This is a genomic window from Streptosporangium sp. NPDC049248 (assembly GCF_040678965.1).
GTDB classification, from domain to species: domain Bacteria; phylum Actinomycetota; class Actinomycetes; order Streptosporangiales; family Streptosporangiaceae; genus Streptosporangium; species Streptosporangium fukuiense.
In genome coordinates this window covers 281400-305400 of sequence record NZ_JBFAQY010000004.1, presented here as the reverse complement: position 1 = coordinate 305400, position 24001 = coordinate 281400, and the positions used below count along the sequence as shown (strand labels likewise).

General features: G+C 70.1%; 22 protein-coding genes. 6 read left to right on the top strand and 16 right to left on the bottom strand.

Going from position 1 to position 24001, the window contains the following annotated elements; all coding sequences use genetic code 11:
- Positions 1-212: 212 nt before the first annotated feature.
- On the top strand, positions 213-2489 hold the full coding sequence (locus AB0K21_RS10635; RefSeq protein ID WP_364149191.1) for a tetratricopeptide repeat protein: 2277 nt from the start codon (positions 213-215) through the stop codon (positions 2487-2489).
- A gap of 155 nt (positions 2490-2644) precedes the next feature.
- Positions 2645-3403 carry an SDR family oxidoreductase gene (locus AB0K21_RS10630; RefSeq protein WP_343979957.1) on the top strand — a complete coding sequence of 253 codons (759 nt, stop codon included), beginning with the start codon at positions 2645-2647 and terminating at the stop codon, positions 3401-3403.
- Between the two features lie 77 nt (positions 3404-3480).
- Here AB0K21_RS10630 and AB0K21_RS10625 read toward each other — a convergent pair whose 3' ends face one another.
- Positions 3481-3930, bottom strand: coding sequence for a peptidase inhibitor family I36 protein (locus AB0K21_RS10625; RefSeq protein ID WP_343979954.1), 450 nt, complete (start codon positions 3928-3930; stop codon positions 3481-3483).
- A gap of 296 nt (positions 3931-4226) precedes the next feature.
- Here AB0K21_RS10625 and AB0K21_RS10620 point away from each other — a divergent pair, with 296 nt between their 5' ends.
- Positions 4227-4901, top strand: a complete 675-nt coding sequence (locus tag AB0K21_RS10620) for an HNH endonuclease family protein (RefSeq protein ID WP_343979951.1) — start codon at positions 4227-4229, stop codon at positions 4899-4901.
- Here AB0K21_RS10620 and AB0K21_RS10615 read toward each other — a convergent pair whose 3' ends face one another.
- The 3 genes from AB0K21_RS10615 to AB0K21_RS10605 form a co-directional block, all read right to left on the bottom strand.
- Positions 4902-5240 (bottom strand): PepSY domain-containing protein, encoded by a 339-nt coding sequence (locus AB0K21_RS10615; protein WP_343979947.1) that lies wholly within the window; start codon positions 5238-5240, stop codon positions 4902-4904.
- 253 nt (positions 5241-5493) lie between these two features.
- On the bottom strand, positions 5494-6753 hold the full coding sequence (locus AB0K21_RS10610; RefSeq protein ID WP_343979943.1) for a HAMP domain-containing sensor histidine kinase: 1260 nt from the start codon (positions 6751-6753) through the stop codon (positions 5494-5496).
- The gene (locus tag AB0K21_RS10605) at positions 6750-7433 is read right to left on the bottom strand and encodes a response regulator transcription factor (protein ID WP_343979941.1); all 684 of its coding nucleotides are present in this window, start codon (positions 7431-7433) and stop codon (positions 6750-6752) included. The genes AB0K21_RS10610 and AB0K21_RS10605 overlap by 4 nt, the downstream gene beginning before the upstream one ends.
- 93 nt (positions 7434-7526) lie before the next feature.
- Between AB0K21_RS10605 and AB0K21_RS10600 the strand changes: the two genes are divergently transcribed.
- The gene (locus AB0K21_RS10600; RefSeq protein ID WP_343979938.1) at positions 7527-8021 is read left to right on the top strand and encodes a hypothetical protein; all 495 of its coding nucleotides are present in this window, start codon (positions 7527-7529) and stop codon (positions 8019-8021) included.
- A 133-nt stretch (positions 8022-8154) separates the two neighbouring features.
- Here AB0K21_RS10600 and AB0K21_RS10595 read toward each other — a convergent pair whose 3' ends face one another.
- The 6 genes from AB0K21_RS10595 to aceB form a co-directional block, all read right to left on the bottom strand.
- Entirely contained in the window at positions 8155-8925 is a 771-nt protein-coding gene (locus AB0K21_RS10595) for an IclR family transcriptional regulator (RefSeq protein ID WP_343979935.1), read from the bottom strand.
- Between the two features lie 61 nt (positions 8926-8986).
- Complete coding sequence (locus AB0K21_RS10590; protein WP_343979931.1) at positions 8987-10234, bottom strand: heterodisulfide reductase-related iron-sulfur binding cluster; 1248 nt, start codon at positions 10232-10234, stop codon at positions 8987-8989.
- A 1-nt stretch (position 10235) separates the two neighbouring features.
- Complete coding sequence (locus tag AB0K21_RS10585; RefSeq protein ID WP_364149187.1) at positions 10236-11474, bottom strand: FAD-binding oxidoreductase; 1239 nt, start codon at positions 11472-11474, stop codon at positions 10236-10238.
- Complete coding sequence (locus tag AB0K21_RS10580) at positions 11474-12931, bottom strand: FAD-linked oxidase C-terminal domain-containing protein (protein ID WP_364149185.1); 1458 nt, start codon at positions 12929-12931, stop codon at positions 11474-11476. The genes AB0K21_RS10585 and AB0K21_RS10580 overlap by 1 nt, the downstream gene beginning before the upstream one ends.
- A 94-nt stretch (positions 12932-13025) precedes the next feature.
- A complete protein-coding gene (locus AB0K21_RS10575) occupies positions 13026-13640 on the bottom strand; it encodes a DUF1016 N-terminal domain-containing protein (protein ID WP_343979922.1) in 615 nt (204 codons plus the stop codon).
- A 109-nt stretch (positions 13641-13749) separates the two neighbouring features.
- The gene (gene aceB / locus AB0K21_RS10570; protein ID WP_343979918.1) at positions 13750-15336 is read right to left on the bottom strand and encodes a malate synthase A; all 1587 of its coding nucleotides are present in this window, start codon (positions 15334-15336) and stop codon (positions 13750-13752) included.
- A 232-nt stretch (positions 15337-15568) separates the two neighbouring features.
- Between aceB and AB0K21_RS10565 the strand changes: the two genes are divergently transcribed.
- Both AB0K21_RS10565 and hflX read left to right on the top strand, forming a co-directional pair.
- Positions 15569-16258, top strand: a complete 690-nt coding sequence (locus tag AB0K21_RS10565) for a DUF4097 family beta strand repeat-containing protein (protein ID WP_343979915.1) — start codon at positions 15569-15571, stop codon at positions 16256-16258.
- Positions 16259-16490: 232 nt separating this feature from the next.
- Entirely contained in the window at positions 16491-17858 is a 1368-nt protein-coding gene (gene hflX / locus AB0K21_RS10560; RefSeq protein ID WP_364149413.1) for a GTPase HflX, read from the top strand.
- A gap of 51 nt (positions 17859-17909) precedes the next feature.
- Here the strand turns inward: hflX and AB0K21_RS10555 are convergent, their stop codons facing one another.
- The 6 genes from AB0K21_RS10555 to AB0K21_RS10530 are packed head-to-tail and all read right to left on the bottom strand — an operon-like array spanning position 17910 to position 23798.
- The gene (locus AB0K21_RS10555; protein WP_343979912.1) at positions 17910-19487 is read right to left on the bottom strand and encodes a fused response regulator/phosphatase; all 1578 of its coding nucleotides are present in this window, start codon (positions 19485-19487) and stop codon (positions 17910-17912) included.
- Positions 19480-21162: an ATP-binding protein gene (locus AB0K21_RS10550; protein ID WP_364149182.1), complete on the bottom strand. Its 1683-nt coding sequence runs from the start codon at positions 21160-21162 to the stop codon at positions 19480-19482. The genes AB0K21_RS10555 and AB0K21_RS10550 overlap by 8 nt, the downstream gene beginning before the upstream one ends.
- Complete coding sequence (locus tag AB0K21_RS10545) at positions 21159-22169, bottom strand: SpoIIE family protein phosphatase (RefSeq protein WP_343979906.1); 1011 nt, start codon at positions 22167-22169, stop codon at positions 21159-21161. Before AB0K21_RS10545 ends, AB0K21_RS10550 begins: the two co-directional genes overlap by 4 nt.
- Positions 22157-22558 carry an anti-sigma regulatory factor gene (locus tag AB0K21_RS10540; protein ID WP_343979903.1) on the bottom strand — a complete coding sequence of 134 codons (402 nt, stop codon included), beginning with the start codon at positions 22556-22558 and terminating at the stop codon, positions 22157-22159. Before AB0K21_RS10540 ends, AB0K21_RS10545 begins: the two co-directional genes overlap by 13 nt.
- Positions 22555-22935, bottom strand: coding sequence for an STAS domain-containing protein (locus tag AB0K21_RS10535; protein ID WP_364149180.1), 381 nt, complete (start codon positions 22933-22935; stop codon positions 22555-22557). The genes AB0K21_RS10540 and AB0K21_RS10535 overlap by 4 nt, the downstream gene beginning before the upstream one ends.
- Entirely contained in the window at positions 22935-23798 is an 864-nt protein-coding gene (locus AB0K21_RS10530) for an STAS domain-containing protein (RefSeq protein WP_364149178.1), read from the bottom strand. Before AB0K21_RS10530 ends, AB0K21_RS10535 begins: the two co-directional genes overlap by 1 nt.
- Positions 23799-24001: the final 203 nt, after the last annotated feature.

Genomic DNA, 24001 nt, shown 5'->3' with positions numbered 1-24001 from the left:
ACCGTCGCGGGCGTGCCGGGTCCGGTGAGACCAGGCCCCGGACGGGACGAGCGGGTCCTTCGCGATCCGTGCGGCACCGTCGCGGGTGTGCCGGGTCCGGTGCGGTCACGTTCCGAGCCGTGCGGGGGGGAGCCGTAACGCCGCCCCTCTGGACCGTGCGGGATCGCCAAGTCGTTTGGGGCATGCTTCCCGACCTGGCAGACTGACGTCTCATGGACGTGGACATCTGGGCCTGGGTGGGCGACACCCAGCGGCAACTGCACGAAGCAGGTAACACCGGTCTGGCTATGGTGATCGGAGATGTGCCCGCGCAGGCGCTGGAAGGCCGATACGCGCAGCTCGACGTGCTCGCGCCCGCGATCGCGCAGCAGGCGGAGAACCTGCAGATGCCCTGGCTGGAGTTCTACGCCCGCTACTGGCATCTGATCGGCCGTATCGGCGACCGCGCGCAGGGGGCGGTCGCGATCGCCGACGCCGAGGCACTGGTCGAGTTCACCAGGCGCGAGGACGTTCGCGAATGCCCGGCCGCGCCCGGTGCCGTCGTGGCGCTGGCCCTAGCCCAGGCGAACGCCGACGGCCCCGGTTACGCCGCCGAGCGGCTGGCCGCGCTCTCGGCACTGGAGGTCGAGCCCGGCTCGCTGGCCTTCGCCTCCGTCGCCGAGCACTATGTCGCGGCGCTTCTCGACGCGGGGCGTGTCGAGGAGGCCGTCTCCCACGCGGAGACCGCCGTGGCGGCGCTGGGCGGTGCGGGCCGTGAGGCGAGCTGGGAACTGGGGGCGGCCTCGGCCCGCGCGCTGCTCGTCGCGGGCCGCGCCGAGGACGCGCTCACCGCGCTCGACGCCGCGGCCGGTTTCAAGCCGGACGACCCGGTGGCCAAGGGGTATCGCGAGGGAGTGCTCCGTGCGCTCGTGCTCGCGACCCTCGATCGCGTGCAGGAGTCCGTCGACGCCCTGCCCGATCTCGACGTGGTCGGCGAGCACCCCCGCGCCTGGGTGGAGTGGTCGTACGCCGTTCGCGCGCTCGCCGGGTCGGCGCAGATCACCAACACCTGGCAGCTGGGCCGGGTGCTCAAGCAGTGGATCGACTACTTCGCGATGATGGGCGGCTACCGCGCCCGGGTGGAACTGGCGCTCGTCGCAGGGCAACTGGCGGTCGCCCGTCAGGGAATCTGGCAGGCGCGTCTGCTGGCCGACCTGGCGGAGTCGGCGGCGGGAGAGCTCAGGAACTCAGGTGACGTCGCCGAGCGGATCGCCGCGCTGCGCACCGCCGCCGACGAGGCCAGCGCGCTTCCCGCTCCGGGGCCCGAGGCCGAGCTGGTCGGCTACTTCGACGCCGCCGACGGCTTCAACGCCGACCCGGAGCGCTGGGTGGGCTGGCTGACCCCGCTGTCCGGCCACGATGTGGAGGCCACCCGGCGCCACACCACCACGCTGGGCTTCCTCGGCTATCCGGCGAGGGGCGCCGACATCTACTGGACCATGCTGGTCGAGTCCGGCGACATCGAGAGCGCCGACCCGCAGGACTCCTTGTACCTCAGCAGCCTGCTGATCGAGGCACGTCAGGACGAGCGCCTGGAGCAGCTGGCCGAGCGGCTGCCCACCGCGCAGCGCCACATGGCCCTGGGGCGCCTGCACACCGCGCGGGAGCGCTGGGAGCAGGCGGCGGCCGAGGGGGAGGCGGCGGTCGCCGCCGGCGGCGGTATCGACGCGGCCAGGCTGTGGTCGGCCGCGGTGCAGCAGCTCGGCGACAACGCCAAGGGCGCGGGCATCCTGCGCGATCTCCTCGACTCCGAGGAGATCGAGCAGCAGGACCTGTGGAGGATGGTCGTCATGGCGACGGCCGCCGAAGACTGGGAGACCGTCCGGCTGGGTGCCGCCAGGATCGGGATTCCACTGCAGTCGAGCGAGGGACCGATCGAGGAGGAGATGGGCCTGGTGCGCATCATCCTCCCCGCCCCCGACGGCAGCCAGCGTCAGGTGTTGAGCGTGCGCACGGGCCCCGCGACGGCGCGCCTGGCCATTCCCCAGCCTCCCGGCATGGAGTACAACGCCGGTGACCTGGTCGTCTTCGAGCCGCAGTTGCTGGAGCCGATTCCGGAGAACGCCGAGGAGCAGGAGAAGTTCGTCCCGCCGTTCGCCGCGGTGAGCATGCTCCGCCCCGGTGGTTACACCAGCTGGTTCTTCGACGGTGCCGCGCCCAGCCAGGCCGACTGGACGGAGTTCAACGAGGTCATGGCCGAGCGCGGCTGGCCGATGTGGGTCTACAGCGACGACAACTACACCGTGACCCACCCGACCACGGGTGAGCCGCTGCCCGGCGTGTTCGGCTGGATCGCGGTCCCGCCGGACATCAGCCCGGTCGAGATCGACGCGCTCCTGGACGACGCCACCGAACGCTGGGTGCACCCGCTGGCCTGGCTCGACCTGGCCAAGGCCGTCGATGTCGAGGTGGAGCGGCACGAGCGGATCACCAAGGAGTACGGACTGTAGGACGGATCGCCGCGGGTCGCTCTCGAAGCCCGCGGCGCCGCTCGGAGCCTTGAGCCAGGAAAACCGCACCGCCCGTGAGGAGGCCCCTCACGGGCGGTTCTTTTCCTGGTCATTAGAATCTGATTCGGCATATGGGGTGGACTGGGGAGGATCAAATGCTGGACCGATTCCGGCTGGACGGCAAGGTCGCGATTGTCACCGGCGCGTCCTCGGGGCTCGGCGTCGCGTTCGCCAGGGGTCTGGCCGAGGCGGGTGCGGACATCGTGATCGGCGCTCGTAGGAAGGACCGCCTTGAGGAGACCCGCGCCCTGGTCGAGGAGACCGGCAGGCGGTGCGTGGCCCTCGCCACCGACGTGGCCAAGCCAGAGGACTGCCAGGCCCTGGCCGAAGCCGCGGTCGCCGAACTGGGTGCGGTGGACATTCTGATCAACAACGCGGGTGTGGGCACCGCGGTCCCGGCGCTGAGGGAGACGCCCGAGCAGTTCCGGCAGGTGGTGGAGATCAACCTGTACGGCACCTACTGGATGGCGCAGGCCTGCGCCAGGGTCATGAAGCCCGGCTCCTCGATCGTCAATGTCGGTAGCATCCTGGGCGAGACGACCGCCGGGCTGCCGCAGGCCGCCTACAGCGCGTCCAAGGCGGGGGTCGTCGGCCTCACCCGTGACCTCGCCCAGCAGTGGACGAGACGTCGCGGCATCCGGGTCAACTGCGTCGAGCCGGGTTTCTTCGCCTCGGAGATGACCGATCAGTACGCGGAGGGCTACATGGCCTGGCAGCTTGAGCACCGGGTGCTGATGAACCGTCCCGGAGATCCGGCCGAACTCGTCGCGGCGGCGATCTTCCTCGCCTCGGACGCCGCCTCGTACGTCACCGGTGCGGTGATCCCGGTCGACGGCGGGATCCTGATCACCTGACCGGGACGGTCGCGGAGACCTTCTCCCCGGAGCCCGGACGGGCGGGCGCGCGGGGAGAAGAAAGGGGGGCGGGGGGGTCAGTAGCGCCAGTCGACGGCGTCGACGCTGTCATTGGTCTCGGGGGGCTCTTCGAAGGAGTAGCCCGGATACAGCGTGCGCTCCTCCCCCTCGTAGTCGATCAGCAGGACGTAGTAGCCGGTGTTGTTGATCCACGACGAGACGTTGTTCGCGGCGGTGGAGGAGCCGCCCACGCCGCCCGGCATCGGCACGTTGTTCAGATCGGTCGGGTAGCCCGCGGGGATGCTGTATCCCGGCCCGTTGAAGCCGTGGTCACGGTAGAGGCAGAGGCTGTTGAAGGGGCAGCTCGCGTTCTCCGCGAGCTGGACCACCCTCGGCGGCTGGTTGGAGGCCTGCTGCGCGGCCGCCGCGGTGGAGCCGGTGGAGGCCAGGAGCAGGGCGGCCGCGGTGCTGAACAGTCCTGTCGCGGTCCGTGCGAGGTGGGGATGACGCGATGAGATCTCACCCATGCGAATCCTCTTCGTGGTTTTTCGCTCACCCATTGTGAGCACTCTTGGCCATTAGAGCACCGTTACTTTAGGTAGTCGATAGTCGCGTTGAGTAAAAATTTCGAGGCGTGCTTCCGGTAGGGCGGTGTTCGCAATGTATTTGTGCAGGTCAGATGTAAGACGTGGTTAAGGTGCGGATTGACGCACCGAAAAGCCTTCCGGTCTCCCAGAGACCGCTTGAGGCTTTTAGGATTGAAGGAGGTATCTGGAATAATTTGCCGCTTCAGAGGTAGTGAACGCGCGGGAGAGGTGGCATAGTGCGGGCTGCGCTGGCACGAGGGATGGTCATCGCGACGATCGCGTTCACGGTGGTGGGCTGCGGCCCGATTCCGGACGGTCTGGACGACGGTACGAAGTCCTCCGGCGGCGGGCAGTCCGCGTCCGAGGCGCTCCAGGACCTGAAGAAGCTAGAGGTCAAGGGCCGCGCCTCGATGACCGGTTTCGACCGTGACGAGTTCGGGTCCGCGTGGTCGGACGTCGACAAGAACGGCTGTGACACCCGCAACGACATTCTCATCCGCGACCTGAAGGATGTGACCTTCAAGGAGGGCGGCAAGAAGTGCATCGTCCAGTCCGGCGTTCTCGACGATCCCTACAGTGGCAAGACCATCAAGTTCGAGCGTGGGACACGGACCAGTTCGGCGGTGCAGATCGACCATGTGATCGCGCTCGCCGACGCCTGGCAGAAGGGCGCCCAGGCGTGGACCGAGACCAAACGCAAGGAACTGGCCAACGACCCGCTGAACCTGCTGGCCGTCGACGGGCCGCTGAACAGCCAGAAGGGCGCCGGTGACGCGGCGACCTGGCTCCCGCCGCGTCACGCTTACCGATGCCCCTACGTCGAGCGCCAGATCAAGGTGAAGGTCAAGTACGGCCTGTGGGTGACCTCCGCGGAGAAGGACGCCATGCAGGCCGTACTCAAGGCCTGCTGATCAGTCGTCGTACTCGCGCTTCAACTTGATGATCTTTCCTGTCCTCGCCGACACGTAGACGTCGTACTCCCAGGCGCCCTTGCGCAGCTCGATCTTCCAGGCGCGCTGGCCGTGCTCCCACTCGCGCTCGACCTTGGTCACCCGCGCGCCGGGGACGCGCTTCTTGGCGATCTGTACGGCCTTGCGAGCGGAGATGTCCGCCGCGGTCGTGTCGGCGGCGGCGGTGGTGGTGATCGCCGTGCTGCCCGTCTGGTGCGCGGCGAGGGCGACGCCGCTCCCAGCGGTCAGCAGGGCGGCGGTTGCGAGGGTTCCGACGGTGATTCTGGTGATTCGCTTCATGGGTCAAGATTTGCGGAGATTTTGATAGGGGCATGCTAAGAGATCGTTAAGCGAGGGAAACCGGTTCTCGGATCTCACCCCTGGGCGGGCCGGATCGGGCTTCCCGGCTGTCCGGGATGTTCCCTGAGCCGTTCCCCGAACGCGGCCGGACGCCCGTGGAGGACCCGGTGCTCGTGCACGACGAGCCCCGCCGGAAAGGCGGGAACGTCTCCGCGGCGACCCGCTGAGTCTCTCAGGCGGAGGCCGAGGATCCTCAGGGCGTGGCGGCGGGCAGGAACAGGATCACGCCCGCCCCGCCCGCGGCAGAGGTCCGCAGGGACAGCGAGCCACCCGCCGACTCGGCGGTGCGGCGGGCGATGTCGAGGCCGAGGCCGGTCGACCCGGCCCCGCTCTCACCGCGCTGCAGCGGGTCGGAGGTGGCGAAGCCGGGGCCTGCGTCGGCGACGGTCAGCAGCACGCCGCCCTCGGCCGGCTCCAACCGTACGGAGAACGAGACCCCCTCGGGCGTGTGCGCGAACACGTTGCCGAGCAGCGCGTCCACGCAGGCGGCCAGCTCGTCCGCAGGGACGGAGACCGGCAACGGGCCGGGGGCCAGGTCGAGGGTGAAGTGCCGCGCCTGATCCTCGGCGAGCACCGACCAGAACGCGACCCGGGCCGCGGTCACCGCCGCCGCGTCGCACTCGGCCCGGTCCCGCACCCGCCGTCTGGCCTCGTTGATCACCGAGGTGACGGCGCGTTCCAGGGCGTCCACCCGGGCCTCGATCCTGGCCGACTCCTCAGGGTCGGTCAGGGACTCGGCCTCCAGCCTCAGCCCGGTCAGCGGGGTGCGCAGCCGGTGTGACAGGTCGGCGGCGCTCTCCCGCTCCTCCGCCAGCAGGCCGGTGATGCGCTCGGCCAGATGGTTGAGGGCGATGCCGACCGCGTGCACCTCGACGGGGCCGTCGGGCACGGTTCTGGCGGACAGGTCGCCCGCGGCGAGCCGGTGTGAGACCCCCGCCAGCGCGGTGATCGGCCTGATCACCGCGCGGGCCAGCCGGTCGCCGACCAGCACGCCCAGCCCGACCAAAGCCAGGCCGAGCGCCGCCAGTCCGGCCCAGACCTGGGGCACCCCCCTGGTCAGCCGGTCGTCGTCCAGGAACACCCGGACCACCGCGGTGCCCCCGGGCGCCCCCTGGACCGAGACCAGGATCTCCCTGCCGCCGGGGGCGGCGGCGGTGACACTGCGACCGAGGAAGGCCAGCTCCACAGCGGTGGAGCGCGGGGCCGGGGCACCGATCAGCCGGCCGTCGGAGAGGAAGACGGTGACCGGGTGCGAGGTCTGTTCCGTGGTGAGCCGCAGGGTCTCGGCGTCCACGGCGCCGACCGCGACGGCCACCGACTCGGCCTCGCTCTCGGCCTCGCTGACCGCCCCGCTCACCGCCACCGTGCGGACCAGGAGCGCCAGCGGGACCATCAGCGCGATCAGTACCAGGGAGGTGGTCGCCGCGACCAGCAGGGTCAGCCAGCGCCTCATGCCGGGGCGGCCAGTCGCACGCCGACGCCCCGGACGGTCTGCAGGTAGCGGGGCTCCTGGGAGGTCTCGCCCAGCTTGCGGCGGAGCCACGACAGGTGGACGTCCACGGTCTTGTCGGCTCCGCCGTAGGGGATCTGCCAGACGTGGGTGAGCAGTTCCCGCTTGGTGACCACCTCGCCGGGGCGGGCGGCCAGGTAGTGGAGCAGGTCGAACTCCCGGGGACTCAGATCCAGCGGCGCCCCGTCCAGGGTCGCCTCCCGGGTACGCGGGTCGATCCGCAGGCCCCCGACGGTGACCGAGCTGTCGGCGCGGTTCTCGCCGGCCACCCGCCGGAGCACCGCCCGGATCCGGGCGTCGAGCTGGGTCGCGCTGAACGGCTTGACCACGTAGTCGTCGGCGCCCGCGTCCAGCAATCTGACCATCTCCGCGTCCCCGTCCCGCGCGGTCGCCACGATCACCGGGACCCGGCTCACCGCCCGGAGCATCCGAAGGAGGTCCAGCCCGTCCATGTCGGGCAGGCCGAGATCGAGTACCACCAGGTCGGGGCGTTCCTCAACGGCCAGCCGGAGGCCGTCGAGAGCGGCGGGAGCGGACGACACGGCGTGACCGCGGTCGCGCAGGCCCCGGGTGAGGGAGGTGCGGATCGCGGCGTCGTCCTCGATGAGCAGTACGTTCGACATTTGCCGCCACGTTAGCCTCCTTCCACACCACGTCAAAAGCGGGTTATCGGCCCCTTAACCTTGCCTTATCGTTTCAGGTGGCACAGTGAACGCATGCGCAAGCGTCTTCCCCTGGTCGTGGCCGGATGGCTGGTCACCGGACTCCTCGCGACCGGAGCGGGGGTGGCGGTGATCGACCATATCAGCGAGCCGCTGACGACCGCCGGGCTCCGGCCCCTCTCCGCGGCCGAGGTCGACGAGGCTCTCGTCCTCGCCTCGTCGCTCCCCGGCGCTCCCTCCACCGCTCCGACGGTGGTCGGCGGGGCCGGGAGCACCCCGAGCCCCGCTCCGACGGCTTCCGCCACACCCGCCGCGGACACCGGCAAGAGCCGGGTGATCGCCACGATGGGCGGGAGGGTCATCGCCCGATGCGAGAACGGCCTGGTCACGCTCCGCTCGTGGAGCCCGGCCCAGGGTTTCCAGGTCGACGACGTCGAGCGCGGACCCGACGCCCGGGCCCGTGTCGAGTTCGAGTCGGAGGAGACCGAGGTCAAGGTCGAGGTGCACTGCTCGGCCGACGGACTGCCCGTCCACCGCGTCCACACCTGATCGGCCGAGTCGGGGAGCCCCCGCCCCGAGTGGAGCGACATGCCGCCCCGGTGTGCCGAGTCGCCGGTGGCTTCACCAGCCATGATCCGGAAGCGGTCGCCTCCCGTCACGCCCGCTCGTGGGGACGAGCGGCTCACACCGTGCCGTCCGCCTGGGCGGACGTGGCCGGACCCAGTTCGGCGCCGAAGTCGCGCGCGATTCTGCGCATCCCCTCGGTGAGGTCCCGCCGGTCGAGCGCGGAGATCCGCTCGGCGGGCCCGGAGACCGACAACGCGGCGACGGTCCGCGCCCCGTCGTGTACGCCCACCGCCAGGCAGTGCACGCCGATCTCCTCCTCGCCCAGGTCCATCGCGTACCCGTGCTCGCGCACCCGCTCAAGCTCGGCGAGCATCCCCTGCAGGTCGGTGATCGTGTTGGCGGTCCGCCGGGGCATGCCGGTGCGCTTGACCAGCGACGCCACCTCGGTGTCCGGCCGGTCGGCCATCAGTACCTTTCCCACCGCCGTGCTGTGCGGCAGCACCCGCCTGCCGACCTCGGCGAACATCCGCAGCCGCCGCGGCGAGAGCGCCTGGGCGACGTAGACCACGAAGTCCCCCTCCAGCACCGCCAGGTTGGCCGTCTCGCCCCACAGTTCGACCATCTTCGTCAGGTGGGGCTGCGCCCACACGCCGACCATGCGATCGGCCACCCCGCCGAGCCGTACCAGCGCGCCGCCCAGGGCGTAGCGGCGGTCGGACTCCTGGCGCACGTAGCCCCGCGCGAGCAGGGTGCGCAACAGCCGGTGGATCGTCCCGTAGGGCAGGCCGGTCCTGGCCGCGATCTCGGAGAGCCCCGCCTCCCCGCCCTGCTCGGCCAGCGCCTCCAGCACGTCCAGTGCCCGGTCGACCGACTGCACAGCGCTCATGTGACCTCCTCGCCGGGCGACCCCGGATCCTTGCCTGTCCCGTGGCCGCCGGACGGCTCGTTCACGGCACCTCCGTGAGCCCGCGCAGCGAGGCGTCGAGGACCTGGGCGGTGTGCGCCACGGGGATGGGCGCGTCTCCCCGGCGGCGGATCGCCGAGGCGATCTGCATGGTGCAGCCGGGGTTGGCCGAGACCAGCAGGTCGGCGCCGGTGGCCAGCACCCGCTCCGCCTTGCGGTCACCGAGATCCCTGGCGGCCTGGGGCTGGAACAGGTTATAGGTTCCCGCGGAGCCGCAGCAGATCGCCGACTCGGCGATCTCCTTCAGCACCAGGCCGGGCACGCCTTCCAGGAGCCTGCGAGGCTCGGACCTTATCCCCTGCGCGTGGGCCAGGTGGCAGGCGTCGTGGTAGGCCACGGTGAGCGGCAACGGGTGCCGTTCGGCCACCGGCCCGAGCGCGGCGAGATACTCGGCCAGGTCGGCGACTCTGATCGCCCGTGCCCTGTCGGCCCACTCGCCTCCCTCGGCTTCGAGGATCTCCGCGTAGTCCTTCATCGTCGATCCGCAGCCGGCGGCGTTGACCACGATCGTGTCGACGCCCGCCCGCTCGAAGGTGGAGATCGTCCGCTTCGCGAATCGCAGGGCCTGCCTCTCCTGGCCCGAGTGCAGTGACAACGCCCCGCAGCAGCCCTGCGACGGCGGGATCACCACGTCGCAGCCCTCCATCGAGAGCACCCGGGCCGTGGCCGCGTTCACCTGAGGGAAGAACTCGCCCTGCACGCAACCGGTGAGCATCCCGACCGTCGCCCTGCGCGGCCCCCGCGCCGGGAGCACGCGCGGCAACTCCTCCCTGGCGGCGGCCGGAGGAGCGAGGTCGGCCATCGCGGCCAGGGACGGGTTGATCCGCTCCAGCCTCGGGGCGATCGCGCGGCGCAGTCCGGCACTGAGCCGCAGCGGCAGTCGCATCGCCCGTAGTCGCCGGGGGTAGGGGAACAGCTGGAAGACCAGCGCCCGCAGCGCCCGGTCATCGGGCTTCCGCACGTGTACCTGCTCCACCTCGGCGCGGGTCTGCTCGATCAGCCGGTCGTACCTCACCCCGGACGGGCAGGCGGACACGCACGACATGCACCCCAGGCACGCGTCGAAGTGCCCGGCCATCTCAGGTGTCAGCGGTGTGCCCTCGACGTGCTGCTTCATCAGATGGATCCGGCCGCGGGGGGAGTCCATCTCCTCGCCCCACAGGACGTATGTCGGGCATGAGGGCAGGCAGAAGCCGCAGTGCACACAGTCATTGATCAGCTTCGGGTCCATGTCAGATCCCTCCCGCGAACCGGCCGGGGGACATCCTCCGGTCGGGGTCGAACCGTTCCTTGATCCGCCGCATCAGCGGCAGCGCGCCCGACGGGCCCCAGCGATCCACCCGGCGGGCGATCTCGGGAGGCGCGGTGAGCACGGTCAGTCCGCCGCCGAGCCTGCGGAGGTCGTCGCGCAGGCCCGCCACGAACTCGGCGAAGGCCGCCTCGTCGACGTCCGCGGGCAGGGCGACCCGCAGGACCGCCGAGGCCACCGAGCCGCGTACCCGCGCGGGCAGCCCGCGCGCGGCGACCGCCCGCAGTGCCAGGTGCGCGGCGGCGGGCGGGACCCGCAACTCCAGCAGTACGTCCGCACCGGGCGGTACCGCCCACCAGGCGGGCGCCTCCGCGGTGATCAGCGCGCTCCCGTACCCGTCCATGAGCCGGCGCACGGTCTCCGCCCGGGCACCTGCGGCCACCCCTTCGACGAGTGCGGACACGGTGGGCGGGCCCAGCAGGTCCGGCCAGTCCAGCTCGATCGCGCTCGGCTCGGCCAGGGCGGCCGCGAGCTCGGTGACCAGCTCGGTCGTTCCGTGGCCGGCGCCGGCCAGGGAAGCCGGCTCCACGGTGATCCAGCGGCGGTCGGCCGGGATCGGGTGGAGACGGAAGGTGGCCTCCGTGATGACACCGAGCGTGCCGTACGAACCGGTGAAGAGCTTGCCCAGGTCGTAGCCCGCGACGTTCTTGACGACGCTGCCGCCCGAGGAGGCGATCGTGCCGTCGGCCAGCACGACCGTGATGCCGATCAGCAGGTCGCGGGCGGTGCCGTAGCGGAACCTGCGGGGGCCGGCGACCGCGGTGGCGAGCATGCCGCCGACCGTGCCGGCGCGCGGGGCGCCGTCCAGGGCCAGTTCCTGCCCGAACCGCGAGAGCGTGGAGTCGAGGACGTCGAGGGAAAGCCCGGCGCTGACCCGCGCCACGAGGTCGCCGGCGGAGTGCTCGACCGCCGATCCGTCGCCGAGGAGCAGGCGGCGGGTGTCGATCAGCAGGTCACACCGCTCGGGGGGATTTCCCCAGCCCAGCTTCGTGCCGCCTCCTGCCGGGACCACGGCCAGGTCGTGCGCGGCCGAGACACGCATCAGCGCGGCGACCTCATCGGTGTTCTCGGGCAGGGCCACCCAGCGGGGGAGGATCCCACCCGCTGTCCTGTCGGGTGTCGCCGGGCGGACCGTCACACCCGTCTCGTGCAGTGCCTCCATCAGAAGTGCTCCGCCTGTCCGGACGCGACCAGCGGGTGCACGCCCTTGCGGACCCCGGGGACCTCGCCGCACAGCCGCGGGGTCGGGAAGATCTTGCCCGGGTTCGACAGGCCGCGGGGGTCGAAGGCGCAGCGCACCAACTGCATGGTGTTGAGGTCGTCGTCGGAGAACATTTTTGGCATATATCGGGATTTGTCCACTCCGACGCCGTGCTCACCGGTGATGGAACCGCCGTGCTCGATGCACAGGTCGAGGATCCTTCCCGAGACGATCTCCGCCCGCTCGCCCGCGCCCGGCTCCGCGTCGTCGAACAGCACCAGCGGGTGCAGGTTGCCGTCACCGGCGTGGAAGACGTTCGCGACCCTGATCCCGTACTCGCGGGAGAGCCCGTCGATCCTCGCCAGCACCTCGGGCAGCGCGGTCCGCGGCACGACGCCGTCCTGGACGATGTAGGCGGGGCTGATCCGGCCCACCGCGGCGAACGCCGACTTGCGGCCACGCCAGATGGCCGCCCGCTCCACCGGGTCGTCGGCGACCCGTATCTCGAACGCGTCGTTCTCCCGGCAGATCCGCGTCACCTCGCCGAACTGGTGCGCGACCTCCTCCGCCGGGCCGTCCAGCTCCACGATGAGCACCGCGCCGGCCCCCTCGGGGTAGGCGCACGCCACGGCCGCCTCGGCCGCCTCGACGGCCAGGGCGTCCATCATCTCGATCGCGGCCGGCACGATGCCGCCGCCGATGATCGCCGAGACCGCCCGCCCGCCCCGCTCGATGTCCTCGAACGCCGCCAGCAGCGTCGTCACGGCCTCAGGAAGCCGGCTCAGCCGTACGACGACCTTGGTCGCGATGCCGAGCGTGCCCTCCGAGCCGACGAACGCGCCCAGCAGGTCGTAGCCGGAATCGACGTCGGTGAGTTCGACGATGTCGCCGTCCGGGGTGACGATCTCCAGGCCGACCACGTGGTTGACCGTGAAGCCGTACTTCAGGCAGTGCGCGCCGCCCGAGTTCTCCGCCACGTTGCCGCCGATCGTGCAGACCTGCTGGCTGGAGGGGTCGGGGGCGTAGTAGTAGCCCAGGTCGCGGACGGCCTCGGTGATCGCCAGATTGGTGACCCCCGGCTCCACGGTCGCCCGCCGGTTCGGCACGTCGACGGAGAGGATTCGCCGCATCTTCGAGGTCACCACCAGCACCCCGTCGCTCCTGGGCAGAGCCCCGCCGGACAGACCCGTCCCGGCGCCCCTGGCCACGAACGGCAGACCGTGCTCGTTGCAGATCCGCACCACGGCCGCGATCTGCTCGGCGCTCTCCGGAAGCACCACGACGCCGGGAGTGGCTCGGTGGTGGGTCAGCCCGTCACATTCGTAGGTGCGCAGCCGTACGGGGTCGGTGATCACCGACCCGGGGCCGAGGAGTTCCTCGAACCTGCGGGCCGACTCGTCCAGTGTCTTTGTCGGCATCGTTCCTCCTGCGATGTGACCGAGGGCCCGGCGACGACAGGGACGCCGTTGCTGTCGCCCACCGGCCTACATCAGCCGATTAACGACATAACCCTCATCTTGCATTCTCGCTCAGTGCGGGGGCGCCGGCGTTTCTACCGTGCCTGGGGCCCTCGTCCAGCAGGCCGGCGAACTCCCGCTGGACGGACCGGCAGTCGGGGGCCGGCGAGGTACGGGCCGGGCCGGGCGGGGAGTGGCGGATGCGGAGGTGGAGCCGGCCTTTGATCATCGTGATCAGGACGCCCCTGGCCCACCCCTCGTCCGCGGTCTTTCGCGCGTAGAACTCCCTCGTCGCCCGGTTGTCCAGCATGTCCAGCAGGACGATGTGGTGGCCCCACGGGATCGGCCGCCCGGTCTGCGGGACGGAGTCCGGCCAGGCCGCCGCGAACGCCCTCATGTAGAGGAGGTTGGTCCGCGAGTAGCCCATGGCCTCGGGGAAGGCGCCGCGCAGGTCGATCGAGAGCCGGGGCACCGCCTTCCTGCCCCAGTCGTCGTCCGTCTGCCGTTCGAGGATGTGGCGGCCGATCCGCCAGTACTGCCGGATCAGCTCGGCATCGGTGGTGAGCAGGGCCACCCGTCCCCGGCTGCCGGTGATCTCGCGCTTGACGGCGTCGAGCAGCGACCCGTAGTCGCCCCGACCGGCTTCCTCGCCGTTCCTGTCATCACTCATGCACGCAAAGTATCCACTCGGCCCGGCCTCCGCATCCGCCGCCGGTGACCGCCTGGAGTGAGGAATCCTCGTCAGGGGATGAGGATTCCTCACCGTCGGGCCGGTCATGTCATGGCATACGCGCATAGGCAGGGAGAGTAAGGAACTCCGCGAAGTCGTCGTCCAGGGCGACCTCCTTGAACAGCGCGGTCGCCTGGTCGTAGAGGGCCTCGTCGTATCCGGGCTCTTCCTTGATCTTGGCGAGTTCCTCGTCGATGATCTGCTCGACCAGTTCCCTGGTCACCGGGGCGCCGGTGTCGGCGAGCTTGATGTCGTTGTGGATCCACTGCCAGATCTGGGAGCGGGAGATCTCGGCGGTCGCCGCGTCCTCCATCAGGTTGTGGATCGCGACCGCGCCCAGCCCGCCCATCCAGGCGGCCAGGTAGCGCAGTGCCACGTCCACGTTGTTGCGCAGCCCCGCCTCGGTGATGTCACCGGGAGTCTTGGCGACCGCGAGCAGGTCGGCGGCGGAGACGGAGACGTCCTCGCGCAGGCGGTCGAGCTGGTTCGGCCGCGATCCGAGGACGGCGTCGAAGACCTCGCGGCAGATCGGTACCAGGTCGGGGTGGGCGACCCACGAACCGTCGAAGCCGTCGCCGGACTCGCGGGTCTTGTCGGCGGTGACCTTCTCCAGGGCGATCTTGTTGACCTCGGGGTCGCGGCGGGAGGGGATGAACGCGGCCATCCCGCCGATGGCGTGGGCCCCGCGCCGGTGGCAGGTGCTGACCAGGAGCTCGGTGTAGGCGCGCATGAACGGGGCGGTCATCGTCACCGCGTTCCGCTCGGGCAACAGGAACTCGCGGCCGCGGGTGCGGAACTTCTTGATCACGCTGAAGAGGTAGTCCCAGCGGCCCGCGTTGAGGCCGGCGGAGTGGTCGCGGAGCTCGTAGAGGATCTCCTCCATCTCGAACGCGGCCGGGTAGGTCTCGATGAGCACCGTCGCCCGGATCGTGCCCTGGGCGATGTCGAGCAGTTCCTGGGCCCGGACGAAGACGTCGTTCCAGAGGCGGGCCTCCAGGTGCGACTCCATCTTCGGCAGGTAGAAGTACGGGCCCTTGCCCTTGGCGATCTGCCGCTGAGCCGAGTGGAAGAAGTAGAGCCCGAAGTCGACGAGGGAGGCGGAGAACGGCGTCCCGTCGAGGGTGAGGTGCTTCTCCTCCAGGTGCCATCCGCGGGGGCGGACCACGATGGTGGCCAGCTCGGAGTCGGGCTTGAGGGTGTAGCTCTTCTCCCCGACGGAGAAGTCGATGGTCCGGTCAAGCGCGTCGCGGAGATTGAGCTGGCCGTTGACGGTGTTTTCCCAGGTGGGGGCGTTGGCGTCTTCGAAGTCGGCCAGCCAGACCTTGGCGCCGGAGTTCAGTGCGTTGATCGTCATCTTCCGGTCGACCGGGCCGGTGATCTCCACGCGGCGGTCTTCCAGGCCGGGCGCGGGCGGGGCGACGTGCCACTCGGACTCGCGCACGTGCCTGGTCTCGGGCAGGAAGTCGAGGGTGCCGCCCGCCGACAGCTCCGCCTGACGGTCCTGGCGGGCCTGGAGCAGTTCCAGGCGCCGGTCGTTGAACTCGCGCTGGAGGGTGGCCACGAAGGCCAGTGCCTCCGGGGTGAGGATCTCGTCAAAGCGGTCCTGGCCGGGGCCACTGATCTCAACGCCGTCCATGAGCCCTCTTTCCGTATCGTGGAAAATTGTTTCTGAACTGTGGAATAGACGCTACTTGACGGCCGGTTCCCGGTCAAAGGCAGGGTCCCCCTCAGGGCTCGCTCGGGGAATTCCCCGATGATCTGGGGGATGTAGTGGGAGACAGTTGGATCAGCGCCTCCCGGTAGAGGGAGAGGACGGACAAGTCATGAATGGGAAGTGGAGACTTCCCGGAAAGTCGAGGATCGGGCGCATGAAGAGGAACACGATCGTCGCCGGTGGGCTGTTGGGGGCGGTTTTCATGCTCTCGGGATGCGAGTTCGCCCTGGACTTCCGCGACCGGCAGCAGGACGTCGTCTCCTACGACGTCACCGGCAGGGTGACGGCCCTGGACGTCGCCACGGGCTCGGGCGACATCGTGGTCACCGAGTCGGACCGGCAGGCCGTCCACGTGACCGAGACCATCCACTGGCGCGGCGGCGACAGGCCCACCACCCAGCACCCGGTGGACGGTGGCACGCTCACCCTGCGGCACCGCTGCGACGGGCCGAGCTGCTCGGTCGACTACAAGGTCGAGATCCCGCCGGGTCTGACGGCCAAGCTCGACACCGGTTCCGGCACCATCACGCTGCGCGGGCTGACCGGGGGAGTACACGCCGAGAGCGGCTCCGGCGACGTCGAGGCGGGAAACCTGGGGTCCAAGCAGTTCACCGCCGACACCGGCTCCGGCGAGGTCGAGGCGAAATTCACGGTCATGCCCGACAGGGTGGAGATCGAGACCGGTTCCGGCGACGTGGCCGCCTACCTTCCCAAGGGCAGCTACGACGTGACCACCGAGACCGGTTCCGGCGACGAGACCGTGGAGGTGGTCAGGGACCCCTCGGCGCCGCACAAGATCACGCTGAGGACCGGTTCCGGCGACGCCCGGGTCCTGCTCTCCTGAACCGGCGGGCACCGACACCGGCCCCGCGCCGCCCGGCGGACGGAGCGGTGATAACCAGGTGATGACGGAGCGGTTCCCGTGGCACCATCGGGGGGAAGAGACCCGGGGTGTTCGGGCGTTCACTCATATGAGAAGAACGCATACGGACCCACCATCTGAATGGAGCGACGACATAGACACTCGTGAGCCGCTGGACATCGATCGATTCGACGACCTGCTCGACACCGGCGAGATGGATCTGGCCGAGCGCCAGGCGCTGCGCCGGGTGGCGGGCCTCTCCACGGAGCTGGAAGACGTCACCGAGGTCGAATACCGCCAGCTGCGACTTGAGCGGGTCGTCCTGGTCGGCGTCTGGACCTCCGGTACGGCGATCGACGCCGAAAACTCCCTCCTGGAGCTCAAGCTCCTCGCCGAGACCGCGGGTTCACAGGTGCTGGAGGGATTGATCCAGCGCCGCCAGAAGCCCGACACGGCGACCTACATCGGTTCGGGCAAGGCGCAGGAGCTCGCCGACATCGTCTCCGCCACCGGTGCCGACACCGTGGTGTGCGACGGTGAGCTGAGCCCCGGCCAGCTTCGCCAGCTCGAGGAGACGGTAAAGGTCAAGGTCATCGACCGGACCATGCTGATCCTCGACATCTTCGCCCAGCACGCCAAGAGCCGCGAGGGTAAGGCCCAGGTCGAGCTCGCGCAGCTCAACTACCTCCTGCCGCGCCTGCGAGGCTGGGGTGGCAACCTGTCCCGCCAGGTCGGTGGGCGCGCCGCGGGCGGTGTCGGCATGGGCGGTCGCGGTCCCGGTGAGACCAAGATCGAACTGGACCGCCGCCGAATCCGTGAGCGGATGGCCAAGCTACGCCGCCAGATCGGCGGGATGACCACCGCCCGCGAGACCAAGCGGGCCCGACGCCTGCAGCGCGAGGTCCCCGCCGTGGCCATCGCCGGATACACCAACGCGGGCAAGTCCTCGCTGCTGAACCGGCTGACCGGCGCCGGAGTGCTGGTCGAGGACGCCCTGTTCGCCACGCTCGACCCGACGGTCCGCAGGGCGCACACGCCCGACGGCCGCCTGTTCACGCTGGCCGACACGGTCGGGTTCGTCCGGCACCTGCCGCACCAGCTCGTCGAGGCGTTCCGCTCCACGCTTGAGGAGGTCGGCGATGCCGACCTGATCCTGCACGTGGTCGACGGCTCGCACCCCGACCCCGAGTCGCAGCTCGCCGCGGTACGTGAGGTGTTCGCCGACATCGAGGGCGTCCGCGACATCCCGGAGATCGTGGTCATCAACAAGGCCGACGCCGCCGACCCGGTGGTGCTGGCCCAGCTGACCGCGCGGGAGAAGCACACGGTCGTGGTCTCGGCCCGCACGGGCGCCGGGATCGACGAGCTGAGGGCCGTGATCGAGCGGGAACTGCCCCGGTTCGACCAGGAGGTCAGGCTTCTGGTGCCGTACGAGCGCGGCGACCTGATCTCCAGGGCGCACGGGGAGGGCGAGGTCCTCGGCATCGAGCACACCGAGGACGGCACGGTGCTGCACGCCAGGGTTCTGCCCGGCCTCTTCGCCGAGCTGGAGAAGACCGCCAAGCCGGTCGAGACCGTCTGATCGGTTCCTTCCGCCGTACCGCCTCCCGAGGCGGTACGGCGGCGTCCTTACTTACCTCTCGCGGCGGAACATGACCAGCGCCACGTCGTCCTCCCTGGCGCCGAACCTCTCGATCAGCCGGTCGCAGAAGGCCTCCAGATCCTCCTCCACCTCCTCGGCCAGGTGCTGTACGATCTCCAGGCTCTCGTCGAGCAGCTTGTCGCGGTCCTCGATGAGTCCGTCGGTGAACATCAGCACCGAGCCTCCCTCCGGTACGTTCACCCGGTCGACCCGGTAGCTCTCCTCGGCCACGCCCAGCAGGAGATTGCCCATGCGGTGGTAGTGGGCCCGGCCGTCGGCGATGAGAAGAGGCGGGATGTGCCCCGCGTTGGCGACCTCCATCTCCCCGGTCACCGGGTCGAGCAGGAGCAGGCAGACGGTGGCCGTCATACCCGGGTGGTAGCGCCGCAGCACGTCGTTGAGCAGGGCCATCGACGTGCCGAGATCCGAGGTGCCGATGATGGAGGCGCGCAGCGCGTGGCGCAGTTCCGCCATGACGGTGGCGGCCAGCAGCGAGTGTCCCTGGACGTCGCCGATGGCGATGAGCACCCGCTCGCCCAGCCGCAGGACCTCGTAGAAGTCTCCACCGACCTCGACGTTGTCGACCGCCGGCTGGTAACGCCAGCTGATCGTGAGCCCGGGGACCTCGGGAATCCGCGCCGGCAGCAGGCTGCGCTGCAGGGTGATGGCGATCGCGTGCTCCTCGGCGTACGCCCGGAGCGCGTCCACGGCGAGGGCGAGGGCCTGGCCGAGCTGGCGCAGCACGTTGGACTCGTCGGCGTCGAGCGGCGGGACCCCGTCCACCCCGAGGTAGACGGGAGGCCTGCCCAGCTTGGTGCGGCAGACCACGACCGAGGCGTCGCCGCTGATCTTCGTGTCGGGCAGCATCCCCGTCCACTTGGCGGTGGGGACCGTGAAAACTTGGGTTCCCGCGGCATCGCCCAGGGACATCGCGCCCAGCCTGGTCAGCGTCTCCGGCGTCGCGATCTTGGCGACGGCGGCGTTCTCCAGAGGTACGACGGTGAACCTGCGGATCCGGCCATCGGGAAGCAGCGCGAGCGTGCTCCCCCGCCGCTCCAGGATTCGGGAGGCCCCCTCGACGGCCGTGCTGAGGAGCTCGTCGAAGGTCTCGGCGGAGTTCATCGAGAGCGTGACCTCGGTGAGAGCGGCGAGCCGCCGGGCCATCAGTTCGGCGCGCTGCCGGGCGCGGTAGTAGCGCAGCGTGGCCTCGACCGTCGCGGCGAACTCGTCAGGCTCGACCGGCTCGGCCAGGTAGGCGTCGGCTCCACGTTCGAGCCCCTGGGCGCGGTCGGCCGGGGTGATCGCCGCTCCGGAGATCTGGATGACCGGTATCGACGACGTCGCCGCATCGGCCTTGATCTGCTCGCAGACCTCGTAGCCGCTGATGTCGGGCAGTCGTACGTCGAGGACGACCAGGTCCGGCTGGAGCTCTCTGACCTTGGTGAGCGCCTCCAGGCCGCCGGTGGCCTGCACGACCTGGTGACCCGAGCGGCGCAGCCAGCTCGACAGGATGTACAGCTTGGTCGGGGTGTCGTCCACGACCAGCACCGTCGCTCCGCCGCTACCCATGGGCGTGTCCCAGAGCGCTTCCGATCGCCTCCAGCAGGGTGTCACGGCGGAGCCCCTGCTTGGAGATCACCATGTGTGCTCCTTCCGGGGCCTGCCGCGACGTGGCGACGGTCACGATGATCACCGGTATCCCGCGCAGCCGCTCGTCGTCGGCCATCCGCGACATCAGTGCGGTGCCGTCGAGACGGGGCATCAGCAGGTCCACCAACGCGAGGTCGGGCGGGTTCGCGGACATCGCCTCCAGCGCGCTCAGCCCGTCGGAGGCCTCGTCGATGTGTGTGGCGAAGCCGGTGAGCATCCGTCGTACCGTGGCGCGGAACTCCGTGTCGTCGTCCACGATCAGCAGCCGGTCGATCACCGGAGCCTCGTCGTTCCGGTAGGGCAGTCTCAAGGTGGCCGTGGTTCCGGATCCCACCGTGCTGGTCAGCTGCAGTCCGCCGCCCAGGGCCTCGGCCAGCCTGCGGGCGTACGGCAGGCCGAGGCCGGTCCCCTTGGTCCGCGCCTGGATCTTCCCCGGCACCTGGAAGAACTCCTCGAAGACGCGTTCCAGGTGCTCCTCGGGCACGCCTATCCCCGTGTCGGTCACGGTGAAGACCAGGTCGTGGGTGGCGGCGTCGATGCTCACCGCCAGCTTGACCTCGCCCCGCTCGGTGAACTTCAGCCCGTTGGAGAGCAGGTTCCGCAGGATCCGGGTGAGCATCACCTCGTCCACCATCATCTCCAGCGGTGTCTGCGGGATCTCCACCGTGAGCGTCACCTCGTCGTTGCCGCTGGTGGGGCGGAGCGTCAGGCGCAGTCGTTCCGCCAGCGCCACCAGGTCGACCATGGAGAGCTGCGGATCGAGCCGCCCGGCTTCGGCCTTCGCCATGTCGAGCAGCTCGCTCACCAGCGCCAGAAGCGTCTGCGCAGAGGAGCCGATGAGGTTCACCTGGTGGAGCTGCTCGACGGCCAGGGGCTCCCCGCCGGGGCCCACCAGGAGGCGGACCAGGCCGATGATCGAGTTGAGCGGGGTGCGCAGCTCGTGGCTGACCGTGGCCCAGAACCTGTTCTTCGCGTCGCTCGCCGCCCGGAGCTGCGCGGACTTCTCATCCAGCTCGGCGTAGAGCGCCACGACGCCGCGGTTGGTCTCCTCCAGTTCCTCCGAGAGCTGGTTGTAGAGTGCCAGCACTCCCTGGTTGGTCTCCTGCAACTCGGTGTTGAGCTGCAGGACCTCCTCCAGGGTCTCGGCGAGCTCGCGGTTCTGCAGGCGCAGCTCGTCGAGGGCGGTGGTGGGCGTCGCGGTGGCGAGTACGGCGCGTATCTCCTCTGCCGAGCGCCTCGGCTCGCGGCCCTGCGGGAGCCGTTTGACCATGCTTATTCTTCCCTCGGCGGGATCGAGCTCGATGAGGTCGACGAGACGCCCCGCCAGCATCACGCCGCCCGACGGGCTGAAACCGGTCTTCGCCGAGAAGTCAAAGGTGACGAGCAGGGCATCCCGCTCCAGCCGGAAGGCGACAGAGGCTTCGATCTCGGCGTCGAGAAGTTCTCTGCCGATCTCGCTCAGCGCGGTGGCCACCCGGATCTGGTCCTGGGCCTCCAACCCGACGCTCTCCGCCACCTCGCGGCCGAGCCTGCGCATGGCGAAGACGTCCTGGTCGCCCTGGACGTCGACCCTGATCAGCTCGTCCCCGGTCATGCGCCCGGCCTGACGGCGACCACGCAGGCGTCGTCCCTGCGGGTGCCGGCGTCGCGCAGCAGCGTGCCGGCGACGACGGAGGGGAGGCGCGTGACGAGCCCGGGGTAGGAGGTGATGTCCCAGCGCTCGGACAGTCCGTCGGAGTGGAGCAGGACGACGCTGTGCCGTGGCACGGTGTACTCGTACTGGCGAAGGGTCCTGGCCTTGTGGCCGGCGATGCCCGGCACCGAGATCATCCCCTGACGGCCGTCGCCGTGGGCGATCCACGCGGAGATGTTACCGAGGCCGGCGAAGCTCACCGTGCCCGCGGCACCGTCGATCCGGGCCACGGCGACGGCGCCGCCCCTGGTGTGGCTCAGGCCGGTGTGGATGCGCTCCAGGACGGTGACCGGTGCGAGGTCCGCGTGCCGCAGGAACAGGCGCACCGCCTCTCGGGAGGCGTGGGCGGCGGCGGGGCCGTGCCCGAGCCCGTCGCAGAGCATCACGGTCATCGCGGCGCCGGTCTCGGTGACCACGAAGGCGTCGCCGCAGACGGGTTCCTCACCGATCGGGCGGGTCAGGCCGCTCACCTGGGACCGAGGCAGCGGAGCGCCCTGCGCGACGAAGTACATGCCGAGCACGGTTCCCCGGCCGGGCACGGAGTGAACCTCGTATCCGCTGGCCATCCGGGCGATGCCCCCCAGCCCGATGCCGAGCGTGCCCGCCGTGGAGTAGCCGTCGCGCAGGGCGCGGGAGACATCGTGCATCCCCGGCCCCCGGTCGATCGCGAGGACCTCGACCGCCGAGTCCAGTTCGGGATGCGGCCGGATCAGCATGACCCCCTCGACCGCGTGCTTCACCAGGTTCGACGCGGCCTCGCTCACCGCCACGGCGACCCGCCCGGTGTCCTCCTCGCCGAATCCCCGGATCTCGGCGAGTGCCACGGCGGTACGGCGGAGCGCGCCGATCGCACTGGCGTCCTCGGCGCGCACCCAGACGTCGGGCTGCGAGCGGATCAGCGTGCCCATTTCGTCACCGTGATCAGCGTGCCCTCGCCAGGGGTCGATTCCAGGGCGAATTCGTCGACCAGACGGCGGGAGCCGCTGAGGCCGAGACCGAGGCCGTTACCCGTGGTCCACCCGTCGGTCAGCGCCTGCTCGATGTCCGGGATGCCGGGCCCGTTGTCGCTGAAGGTCATCCGCAGGCCCCGCCGTACACCCTTGTGCACGACCTCGACCCGCACCTGTCCTCCTCCGGCGTAGACCAGGGCGTTGCGGGCCAGCTCGCTGGCCGCGGTCACCACCTTGGTCTGGTCGACCAGGGACAGGCCCACGTTCACGGCGACGGTCCTGACGCGCTGGCGGACCAGCACGACGTCGCCGTTGACGTTGATGGGCAACTCCTCTGCGCTTGTCACCAGGCGGCCGCAGAGGTCTGGGAGCTTTCGGTCTGGTTCAGCAGCGCGACGCCCTTCTCCAGATTGAGCGCCGTGCGCACGCCACCGAGGGAGAGGCCGAGCTCGACGAGGGTGATCGCCACCGCCGGGCGCATGCCGACGACGATCGTCTCGGCGTCGAGCATGCGGGAGATCGCCGCGATGGTGGCCAGCATCCGGCCGATGAAGGAGTCGACGATCTCCACGGCGGTGATGTCGATGATCACTCCTCGCGCGCCGGTCGCGACCACCTTCTCAGAGAGGTCCTCCTGGAGCGCGAGCACGCTCATGTCCTGCAGGTCGATCTGGATGGAGACGATCAGGATGTCGCCGAGTTTGAGGATGGGCACGCGTTCCATCAGGCCTCCACCGTCCGTACGGCGATACGGGACTGCCCGCCGTTGACGACCTTGACGCCGCTCGCCCGCAACGTGTGGGCCAGCGCGTCGGCGAGCGTGGCCTTGGTCACGATGTCGCCGAACTCGATGCCGAGGGTGACGATGGTGTGGGCGATCTGCGGGCGGATGCCGGAGATCACGCACTCGGCGCCCATCAGCCGGGCCGCCACCACGGTCTTGAGCAGGTGCTGCGCGACCTCGGTGTCCACGGCCGGCACCCCGGTGATGTCGATGACCGCGTGCTCGGAGCCGGTGTCGACGAGTGTCTGCAGCAGCTTCTCCATGACGACCTGTGTCCTGGCCGAGTCGAGCGTGCCGACCAGCGGCACCGCGACGATGCCTTCCCAGAGCTTGACCACCGGGGTGGACAGCTCCAGTAGCTGCTCCGCCTGGTCAATGATGATCTTCTCCCTGGCCGCCGCGTAGCTCTCCACGGTGAAGAGCCCGAGGTCGTCGATTACCCGGGAGAACCAGATGAAACCTCGCAGGGCATCGGGGGAGCCGTCCTCCTCGGCCATCTCGTAGAGCGCCTCCTTCAGGCCGAACACCACGATCGCGGTCTCAGTCGGGGTGAACCCTTGGCGGGCGCGGTCGCGGGACAGTTCGGCGAGGAGGCCGCGCAGGTCGCTGAGGTCGCCGGAGCCTTCGAACGACTGACGCAGCGCCTGGTAGAGATCACGTAGCTGGTCGGCCAACCCTCCGCGATCCACCTGGCTGCCGGTGGCGGAGAGGGCGATCTCAAGCCAGCGCTTGAGGACGCGGTCCTCGTGCTCCTGGAGAAGTGCTTCGATGCGACGCCGGCCGGCGTCCGCGGGGACAGACAAGGCAACTCCTATGCGTGTGACCTGGGGACAACTCGCAAGAAAGGCTACCCGGAGTGTCCTGCCCATGGCCTTTTCCGGGATTTGACGGGTGGATTACGGCCGGGAGCCGGGATGTCGAGCCGTCGCCCCCAGGCGCTCTCACGGTGACGCGACGGCCCGTCGCCGAGGTGGAGGCGGTCAAGGATCACGGTCCGAGCCTCCCG